At 71.2% G+C, this 9,994-nt stretch carries 5 protein-coding genes and 1 pseudogene; 2 read left to right on the top strand and 4 right to left on the bottom strand.

All coding sequences use genetic code 11. The features are described 5' to 3' along the window. The first annotated feature begins 167 nt into the window (after nucleotides 1-167). On the top strand, nucleotides 168-1,082 hold the full coding sequence (gene sigJ, locus OO68_RS40295) for an RNA polymerase sigma factor SigJ (RefSeq protein WP_033314455.1): 915 nt from the start codon (nucleotides 168-170) through the stop codon (nucleotides 1,080-1,082). A gap of 9 nt (nucleotides 1,083-1,091) precedes the next feature. On the opposite strand, the gene OO68_RS40290 is transcribed toward sigJ, so the two are convergent. From OO68_RS40290 to OO68_RS40275, 4 genes and pseudogenes are all read right to left on the bottom strand, one after another. After that, nucleotides 1,092-1,829: an SDR family oxidoreductase gene (locus OO68_RS40290; RefSeq protein WP_033314454.1), complete on the bottom strand. Its 738-nt coding sequence runs from the start codon at nucleotides 1,827-1,829 to the stop codon at nucleotides 1,092-1,094. Nucleotides 1,830-1,929: 100 nt separating this feature from the next. Beyond that, a complete protein-coding gene (locus OO68_RS40285) occupies nucleotides 1,930-4,557 on the bottom strand; it encodes a SpoIIE family protein phosphatase (protein ID WP_245237425.1) in 2,628 nt (875 codons plus the stop codon). A gap of 103 nt (nucleotides 4,558-4,660) precedes the next feature. Next, nucleotides 4,661-8,739: pseudogene (locus OO68_RS42815) on the bottom strand (HAMP domain-containing protein). Between the two features lie 352 nt (nucleotides 8,740-9,091). After that, entirely contained in the window at nucleotides 9,092-9,496 is a 405-nt protein-coding gene (locus tag OO68_RS40275) for an STAS domain-containing protein (RefSeq protein ID WP_245237423.1), read from the bottom strand. 107 nt (nucleotides 9,497-9,603) lie between these two features. Here OO68_RS40275 and OO68_RS40270 point away from each other — a divergent pair, with 107 nt between their 5' ends. After that, nucleotides 9,604-9,933, top strand: coding sequence for a helix-turn-helix transcriptional regulator (locus OO68_RS40270; RefSeq protein WP_033314461.1), 330 nt, complete (start codon nucleotides 9,604-9,606; stop codon nucleotides 9,931-9,933). The last annotated feature ends 61 nt before the right edge of the window (nucleotides 9,934-9,994 follow it).

Genomic DNA, 9,994 nt, shown 5'->3' with positions numbered 1-9,994 from the left:
CACCCGCTATGACAAGCGCGGCTACGTTTTCCTCGGCACCGCGACTGCCGCAGCCCTCGTCATCTGGCTCCGCGCATGATCGGCCGGACAAGTCCTAGGGGGCGTGTGCCGGTGCTCCCGGACGTACTGTCGGAATTCACGACATCGATCCGGGAGGCACCGGCGCCATGGACCAGCAGTCGCCTCTGTCCGATGACACGCTGAACGCGGCGGCGGACGCGTTCGAGCGGCAGCGTCCGCGGCTGTTCGGCATCGCCTACCGCGTGCTGGGCAGCGTGTCGGACGCCGAGGACGTGGTGCAGGACGTGTGGGTGCGCTGGCAGGACGCCGACCGGAGTGCGGTGCTGGACGAGGGCGCGTTCCTCGCGAGGATCACCACCCGGGTGGCGATCAACGTGGCCCGGTCGGCGCGGGTCCGCCGCGAGGCCTATGTGGGCCCGTGGCTGCCGGAACCCGTGGACACCGGCGTCGATCCGCAGGTCGGCGCGGAGCGGGGCGAGGCGCTGGAGCTGGCCGTGCTGCTGGTCCTGGAGCGGCTGAATCCGGTGGAGCGGGCGGCCTACGTGCTGCGCGAGGCGTTCGACTACGCGTACGACGAGATCGCGGGCATGCTGGAGCTGAGCCCGGTCAACACGCGGCAGATCGTCAGCCGGGCGCGCAAGCGGCTGTCCGCCGAGCGCCGGGAACCGGTCGACACGGCCCAGCACCGGCGGTTGCTCGACGCGTTCGTCGCCGCCGCGCGGGAGGGCGACGTCGCCGCGCTGGAGAGCGTGCTGTCCGCCGACGTCGTCGCCTACGCCGACGGCAACGGCATGCGCGGCGTGGCCCGGGTGGAACTCGTCGGGCCGGCGCGTGTGGCCAGGGTCACCGCCTTCGCCCACACGTTCTTCCCCGGCGCCGAGTACGGCGTGGTCGAGGCCAACGGGCAGCCGAGCCTGCTGCTCGTCGAGGACGGGGCGGCCGTCGCCCTGGTGAGCGTCACCGTGGGCCCCGACGGCATCGACGGGCTCTACTGGGTCCTGGCGCCGGAGAAGCTGCGGGCGTACGAGCGGTCGGCCCGCAGGGTCACCGACCGCCCGTAGCCGGCCCGGTCAGGCGCGCTTCAGCCACTCCTCGTACCGGGTGGACGCGAGGTGCGCGCTGCCGTCGCCGGTGAGCACGTCGGGCATGCCCGCGAACAGGCCGGCCGTCTCGTCGGTGACGACCGTACGGCCGTCAGGCTTCAGCGCGAGCGTGATCTCACCGAGCCGGTCGAGGCCGTGCACCTCGGGGCCCGCGATGTCGCGGATGCCGTTCGACGGCTCGCCCTGCGCGGCCTCGGCGACGGCCGCGGCGACGTCGGCGGAGGCGATCGGGCGCAGCCGCGTGGACGGCAGCCGCGCTTCGCCGCCCTCGGTGGACATGTTCATCACGGGGGCGACGAACTCGAAGAACTGGGTGGCGCGCACGATGCTGTACGGCACGCCGCTGCCGCGCACGGCGTTCTCCTGCGCGACCTTGGCCTCGTAGTACCCGTAGCCGGGAACCTGGTCGACGCCGACGATCGAGAGCACCACGTGGTGGCGGACGCCCGCCTTCTTCTCGGCGGCGAACAGGTTCCGGGCCGAGCGGGTGAAGAAGTCCAGGGCCGGTTCGGTGTCGAAGGACGGCGAGTTCGACACGTCCACGACCACGTCCGCGCCCTTGAGGGCAGCTGCCAGTCCTTCGCCGGTGAGGGTGTCGACGCCCGTGGAGGGGGCGGCCTGCACCACCTCGTGTCCGCCCTCGCGCAGGAGGGCGGACACCTGGGAGCCGATGAGGCCCGTACCGCCGACGACCACGATCTTCATCACTGTCTCCGTTCGATGGGTTGCTGACTCACCAGAGAGACAGGGCGAGGCCCGGATCTGTGACAGCCGGGCCGTTCCGCAGCTTCAGGACTCGCGTCCCTCACCCGACCCGGATGCCCACGATGCACGTGTCGTCGTCGGTGTCCGACTTGCTGTAGGTCAGGAGGCGGTCCAGTTGCTGGTCGAGTGTGCTGGGGGCCGTGCGGGCGGTGGTCAGGAGGTGGGTCAGGGACTCCTCCACGGGCCGGTCCCGGCGCTCGACCAGACCGTCCGTGTACATCAACAGGGTGTCTTGGGGCGCGAGTTGGAGCTCGGTCTCCTCGTAGACGGCCTCGGGGACGGCACCCAGCAACAAGCCCTTGACCAGGGGCAGGGGGGCCGCTTCGGTGTCCCGGACGAGGACGGGCGGGAGGTGTCCCGCCCGGGCCCAGCGCAGCGTCCGCGTGACCGGGTCGTACAGCCCGCACACCGCGGTCGCGGTGACGGCACCCGTCAGATGGTGCGCCACGATGTTCAGCCAGGACAGCAGCTGGCCCGGCCCGGCGCCGGTCACCGCGAGGCCGCGCAGCGCGTTGCGCAGGACGACCATGCTGGTGGCGGCCTCGATGCCGTGCCCGGCCACGTCACCCACGCACAGCAGCACCTTGCGGGACGGCAGGACGACGGCGTCGTACCAGTCGCCGCCCACCAGCTGCTCGGTCTCCGCGGGCCGGTAGCGGACGGCGACCTGGAGCCCGGCCACCTGCAACGGCGCCTGGGTCGGGGGCATGATGGCGTGCTGCAACTGCAGGGTCAGCCGGTTGCGTTCGGTGGCCTGCTGCTCGGTGTGCGCCAGCTGGTCACGGGTGGCGGCGAGCGCCACCTCGGTCCAGTGCTGGGCCGAGATGTCCTGGCAGGCGCCGCGCACCAAGAGCAGTCGGTCGTCGGTGTCGAGCACCGGTTCGGCGACGATCCGGATGTGCCGGGTCACGCCGTCGGGCCGCTGCAACCGGAACGCGGCGGCCGCCGGCCGCCGGTGGTGCAGCAGCGTGCGCAGGAAGCGGCGGATGGAGACGCCGTCGTCGGGGTGGGCGTGGGCCGGCAGCTCCTCCAGGGGGACCGGGGTGCTCGTCTGCGGGCGTCCGTAGAGGTCGAAGAGCTGCCCGTTCCAGGTGATCTCCCCGGTGAGCACATTCTCCTCGAAGCCGCCGATGCGGCCGAGGCGCTGGGCGTGCTGGAGCAGGCTCGCCAGTCGCGCCGCCTCGTCCTCGATGCGCCAGATGAGGAGCACGGACATGCCGTGGCGGCTGATGCTGATGTCGGCCACCGCCGAGAGGGGGACCTGGTCGACGAGGGCGGTGAGGTTCATGCGGCGGGCCCGGAAGGGCTCACCGGTGGCGTAGACCCGCTCGACGCGCTGGAACAACTCGCTGTCCCCGGCGGCCATCGGATAAGCCTCCAGGAGCAGCGCGCCGTTCACGACCGCCCGTGGCCTGCCCGCCGGGTCGAGGAACCTGCTGTTGACGTGCTGGATGCGGAAGTCCACCAGGTGTCCGTCGCTGTCGAGGTGCGGCACCAGGACGAGGGCGGGGTCGTGCAGTCCGTCGGCCAGGTCCATCAGCTCGGCGGCATCCGGCAGGACGCGGGGCTCGTGGGCCGCTCCGTGGGAAGGGGCGTGCGTCTCCAGTGTGTGGGCGCACAGTTCGGCCAGTGCCTCCACCTGGCGGACGATCTGCGGGGGCTGGGGGGCGAGCGGCTCCGGCCAGGCGATCTCCAGCACGCCGTGGATGCGGCCGCCGGTGCCGGCGGGCAGCGCGGCCCGGCCGCCGTCCGGGTGGTGGTGCACGCCGATGCTGGGCAGCCCGGTCGCGCCGAGCGAGGTGATCCACTGGCCGTCGCGCTCGATGAGGCCCCGCCGCGCCACGGTCACCACGTCCGGGGGGACGTAACGCCAGCGCGCGGCCTCGGCCGGTGAGAAGCCGGCGCTGCCCGCGAGGGTGAGCGAACCGTCGGCGCCCGCGGCCCATATGGCCACGGCCGCCGCACCGAGGGGGCGCAGTGCCTGCTCCAGCAGGGCGTCCGCCACGGCCTGGGCGTCGTCCGCCGCCAGGACGCCGCTCTCGGCCGCGCGCAGGCGTACGGCGGCCGATTCGGTCTCGGCCTCGTCGGCGGCGCGGGTGGCGGCGAGGAAGGCGTCCGTCACCTCGGACATCCGGTCCCGGGCGGCCTGGTTGATGACGTCGACGGCGAGTTCCAGGGGGGTGACCTGGGCCTGCTCGGCCAACTGGGCGAGCTGCCGGGCGGCTTGGGCCGGTCCGCACTTCAGCCGCTCGACCAGGACGCCCTTGGCGAGCTCGACCAGGGCACGTCCCTCGGCCTCCGCCTGGGCGGCCCGGACCTCCCGGCTGAGCCGTTCCACGGTGGCGGCGAGCCGGCCCACCGGGGAAGCGGACGACAGGCCCTCGATGAGGTCGGCGGGCGGGTCGTCGGCGGTCCACGACTCGCCCGGCGAAGCCCACGGCCGGCCGTCGGGCGCCGCCGCGTACTCGTCGGACGCCACCGCGTGCCCTTCGGAGGCCTCGGACTGCGCGTCGGAGGCCTTCGCCTCCTCGTCGGAGGCCTTCAGCTCCCCGTCGGTGGTCGGAGGTACGGCGTCGGACGTCACCGACGGCCCGTCAGACCCGGTTCCGGTGGCCGAGTGGCGCTCCGGCTCACCGTCCTGACCCGGTTCGCGCGGCTGCTCGGACATGCTCACGGTGTGGATGCTCCTCGGCTGGAGTGCCCTGGGGCGCGGAACGACAGGCGCTGCGGGGCGCCCGGTCCGCCGGTCGGCGGGCCGGGCACCGGGGCGCTCATGCGGGCAGCCAGCGGCGGACGCAGGCCATGAGGTCGCGCGTGTCGACCGGCTTGGTGACGTAGTCACTGGCACCCGAGGCGAGGCTCTTGTCCCGGTCGCCCGGCATCGCCTTCGCCGTGACGGCGATGATGGGCAGCTCCGCGTACTGCGGCATCCGCCGGATCTCGGCCGTCGCGGTGTAGCCGTCCATCTCGGGCATCATCACGTCCATCAGCACGAGGGCGATGTCCGGGTTGTTCACCAGCGTCTCGATGCCTCTGCGCCCGTTCTCGGCGTGCAGGACGCGGAAGCCCTGGAGCTCCAGGATCCCGCTCAGCGCGAAGAGGTTCCGCGCGTCGTCGTCGACGACCAGGACGGTGCGGCCGGCCGACGCGTCGTCTACGGAGGGCGGTGTCAGATGCTGCGGCCCTTCGGTCCGGACGAGGGAGAGCACGTCACCGGGCTCCTCGGCGGACAGGTGCAGGGCGATGCGCTCGCGCAGCTCGTCGAGGCTGGACAGCAGCTCCAGTGCACCGCCCGCCGAGCGGGAGCGCAGCGTCTCGTCCAGGGGCACGTCCGTGGGATGGCTGCTGTGCACCAGCACCGGAACGCTCGTCAGCGCCGAGTCGCCCTCCAGGGCCTGGAGGAAGCGGGACGCCTCGTCGTCGCGCATGCCCAGCTCCAGGACGACGCAGTGGCACGGCTCGGACGCCAGCGCACCGGCCGCCTCCTGCGCTCCGACGGCGGTGATGATGTCGACCGCGGGCCGCTGAGCACCGTCGGCGCGGCCGTGCGTCAGGTCGGCGACCACGCTCTCCGCGACGAGGGTCAGCAGACCGCGCGAGCGCTCCTCCACGACGAGCAGGCGCCGGGGCCGCGGGCCGGGGCCGATCTGGGGCACCGGCACCGAACCGGCCAGTCCGTGCGGCACGGGTTCGGCCGAGGCCCGCTCAAGGGGCCTGCCGTGGCTGAGCAGTTCCTCGAAGTCGGGGCGGGCCACGGGCAGGAAGAGGGTGAACGTGCTGCCCTGGCCGGGCGTGCTGTGCACCGACACGGCACCGCCCAGCAGTTGGGCGATCTCGCGGGTGATGGACAGGCCCAGGCCGGTGCCGCCGTACTTGCGGCTGGTCGTGCCGTCCGCCTGCTGGAACGCACCGAAGATCGTCTCCAGGTGCTGCTCGGGAATGCCGATGCCGGTGTCCTTGACGCGGAAGGCGACTACGGCGGCGCCCCGGACCACGCCCTCGGGCACCTCGTCGTCCGACGCGGGCTCGATGCTCAGCTCAACGCCGCCCTGCTCGGTGAACTTCACGGCGTTCGACAGGAGGTTGCGCAGCACCTGCCGCAGCCGGGACTCGTCCGTCAGCACGTCCGCGGGCGCGCCGGGAGCGGTCGTCACGGTGAAGTCGAGGCTCTTCTGCGTCGTCATCGGCCGGAAGGTGGCCTCGACGTACTCGATGAGCTGACGGAGCGACACCCGCTCCGGCGTGACGTCCATCTTGCCGGCCTCGACCTTCGACAGGTCGAGGATGTCGTTGATGAGCTGGAGCAGGTCCGAACCGGCGGAGTGGATGATCTGCGCGTACTCGACCTGCTTGGGGGTGAGGTTGCGGGACGGGTTCTGGGCCAGCAACTGGGCCAGGATGAGCAGGCTGTTGAGGGGGGTGCGCAGTTCGTGGCTCATGTTGGCCAGGAACTCCGACTTGTACTTCGAGGCGAGCGACAGCTGCTGGGCGCGGGTCTCCAGCTCCTGGCGGGCCTGCTCGATCTGGAGGTTCTTCGCCTCGATGTCCCGGTTCTGCGCCACGAGCAGCGAGGCCTTCTCCTCCAGTTCCGCGTTGGAGCGCTGGAGTTCCTCCTGCTGCACCTGCAACTCCGTCGAGCGGGCCTGGAGTTCGACCGTGAGCCGCTGGGACTCGACCAGCAGCTCGTCGGTGCGGGCGTTGGCCACGATGGTGTTGACGTTGACGCCGATGGTCTCCATCAGCTGGGCGAGGAAGTCCCGGTGGATCTGGGTGAAGCGGGTGACCGACGCCAGCTCGATGACGCCGAGGACCTGGCCCTCCACCACGATGGGCAGCAGCACCAGTGCGGACGGCACCACCTGGCCGAGGCCGGAGGAGATGGTGACGTAGCCGTCCGGCAGCTCCTCCACCATGATGGTGCGCCGGCTGCGCGCGGCCTGTCCGACCAGGGTGCGGCCGAAGGCGATGCGGGAGGGCCGGCTGCTCTCCTCCGGGTAGCCGTAGGAGCCGACGAGCCGCAGTTCTGGTCCGTCCTCGCCGTCCTCGGCGAGGTAGAAGGCCCCGTACTGGGCCGAGACCAGCGGGACGAGCTCGTCCATGATCAGCTCGGCGACCACGGGCAGGTCGCGGTGGCCCTGCATCAGGCTCGAGATCCGGGCGAGGTTCGTCTTGAGCCAGTCTTGCTCCTGGTTCGCCCGGGTGGTCTCGCGCAGGGACTCCACCATCGAATTGATGTTGTCCTTGAGCTCGGCGACCTCGCCGGACGCCTCCACGTTGATCGACCGGGTCAGGTCGCCCTCGGCGACGGCGCTGGTGACCTCGGCGATGGCCCGCACCTGACGGGTCAGGTTGCCCGCCAGTTCGTTGACGTTCTCCGTCAGGCGCTTCCAGGTGCCGGAGACGCCCTCGACCTCGGCCTGTCCGCCGAGCCGTCCTTCCGTGCCGACCTCGCGGGCCACACGCGTGACCTCGTCGGCGAACGCGGACAGCTGGTCGACCATCGTGTTGATCGTCGTCTTGAGTTCGAGGATCTCACCGCGGGCGTCCACGTCGATCTTCTTCGACAGGTCACCCCGGGCCACCGCGGTCGTCACGAGCGCGATGTTGCGCACCTGGCCGGTGAGGTTGTTGGCCATGGAGTTGACGTTGTCGGTGAGGTCCTTCCAGGTGCCGGCGACGTTCGGCACGTGGGCCTGGCCGCCGAGACGCCCCTCGGTGCCGACCTCACGGGCCACACGCGTGACCTCGTCGGCGAAGGCCGACAGCGTGTCGACCATCGTGTTGATGACCTCGGCCAGCGCCGCGACCTCGCCCGCGGCCTCCACGGTGATGCGCTGCGAGAGATCGCCGCGCGCCACGGCGGTGGCGACCTGGGCGATGGAGCGGACCTGGCCGGTCAGATTCGACGCCATCACGTTGACGTTGTCGGTGAGGTCCTTGTCGGCGAACGCGGACAGCTGGTCGACCATCGTGTTGATGGTGCTCTTCAGCTCCAGGATCTCCCCGCGCGCGTCCACGGTGATCTTCTGCGACAGGTCACCCTTGGCGACCGCCGTGGCCACGAGGGCGATGTTGCGGACCTGACCCGTGAGGTTGCCCGCCATGAGTCGGCGAACGCGGACAGCTGGTCGACCATCGTGTTGATGGTGCTCTTCAGCTCCAGGATCTCCCCGCGCGCGTCCACGGTGATCTTCTGCGACAGGTCGCCCTCGGCGACCGCCGTGGTGACCTGGGCGATGGAGCGGACCTGGCTGGTGAGGTTGCCCGCCATGTGGTTCACGGAGTCGGTCAGATCGCGCCAGACCCCGGCCACGCCCGGCACTTGGGCCTGCCCGCCGAGGCGTCCCTCGCTGCCGACCTCGCGGGCGACGCGCGTGACCTCGTCGGCGAACGCGGACAGCTGGTCGACCATCGTGTTGACGGTCTCCTTCAGCTGGAGGATCTCGCCGCGGGCGGGCACGTCGATCTTCTGCGAGAGGTCGCCCTTGGCGACCGCCGTGGCCACCTGGGCGATGTCGCGGACCTGGGTGGTCAGGTTCCCGGCCATGGCGTTGACCGAGTCGGTCAGGTCGGCCCAGGTGCCCGAGACCCCCGGCACCTCCGCCTGCCCGCCGAGTGTGCCCTCGGTGCCGACCTCGCGGGCCACGCGGGTGACTTCGGAGGTGAACACGGACAGCTGGTCCACCATGCCGTTGAAGACCTTGGCGATGTCGCCCATGAGGCCGTCCGCGTCGTCCGGCAGCCGGGTGCCGAAGTCCCCGTCGCGCACGGCTGTCAGGCCGGCCAGCAGTCTTCGCAACTCCTGGTCGCCCGGCACCGCATCGACGACGCCCGTGCTGTCGCTGGTCATGCGCACCCTCGTTCCGCTCCCCAAGAGCCCTCGGAAACCGAGGACTCGGAACCCCCGGGCCGATGGGCGGCCCGGTTGCCGTGCAGGTATCTCCGCAGTCACGGATGTGTATGTGATGTGGAAATACGCCGCAGGTTAACCCACGTTTCAAGCCCTGAACAAAGCACGGGCCGCCGTCCTCGGCCGAACAGCGACGCCCTGCCACGAGCCCCTCGGGCGACGCCTGGATCGAGGTCTACGGCAGTGCCGCGCACGCCCGGGCGAGCCCTGTTCCCGCCGCTGCCGGACGGATCTTCCGCAGGCTATGCCGCCGGTCCTCTTCTGTGAAGAAGACGTGGGCCGCCGAGACGGATCAGGAGACGGCGGCGTCATCGACCGAATCCCGGATCTCCAGGAGGCCGTCGACTCCGGTGATCTCACACAGCCGTCGCAGCTGCGGTGACGGCGCGACCACGCGCAGGGCGCCGGCCTGGTGGGTGAGGATCAGCAGGTTCAGCAGCGTCGAGTCCGCGAAGGTGATGCCGGAGGCGTCCAGGATCACCTTCGGACCCTTCCTGACCGCGGCGTCCAGCGCGTCCGCCAAGGGCGTGATCGAGTCCATGTCGTAGGCGCCGCGGGCGACGACGACCCGGACTCCGTGCCGTTCGTACTGCGACGGCGCAGCCCCCGGACGGGTCGGCGCGGGGGCCTGCTGCGGCAGCGGCTTGGCACCGGTGTCACGCGTGAGCGCGGGCATGCCGGCATCGTCCCAGGGCACCTTCGGGCTCCTTCTGTGGCTCTCCCGAACGGGAGCACGTCATCTGTTGCATGAAAAGTATGTCACGTATCTAGGTTCCGGCAATGGCGTCCCCTAAAATGCTGCGCATGGTCGGAGTGCCCCAGTCCCACACCGGATGGACGTTCATCACCAGCCACGCGCGCGTTCTGGCAGCCATTGCCGACAACCCGAACGCCCGCATCCGCGACATCGCCGCCCGCTGCCGGCTCACGGAGCGCGCGGTCTCGCGGATCATCTCCGACCTGGAGCAGGACGGTTACCTGTCCCACACCCGGGACGGACGCACGAACAACTACCGCATCGAGCCGGACAAGGTGCTGCGCCACCCGGCCGAAGCGGGCCTGTCCGTGGCGTCCCTGCTCTCCCTGCTCGTCCAGGACGAGACGGACCGCGTCAGGAAACCGGTCACCCAGTAGCCGCCACCCATCCGGTTGCCTGCCGGCGCCGGGGTGTATGCAATGGCCGGCATGGCCGAAC

It is taken from the genome of Streptomyces iakyrus, assembly GCF_000717055.1.
Taxonomy (GTDB): Bacteria; Actinomycetota; Actinomycetes; order Streptomycetales; family Streptomycetaceae; genus Streptomyces; species Streptomyces iakyrus.
The sequence above is the reverse complement of the archived record's forward strand: the minus strand, read 5'-3'. Positions and strand labels throughout refer to the sequence as shown.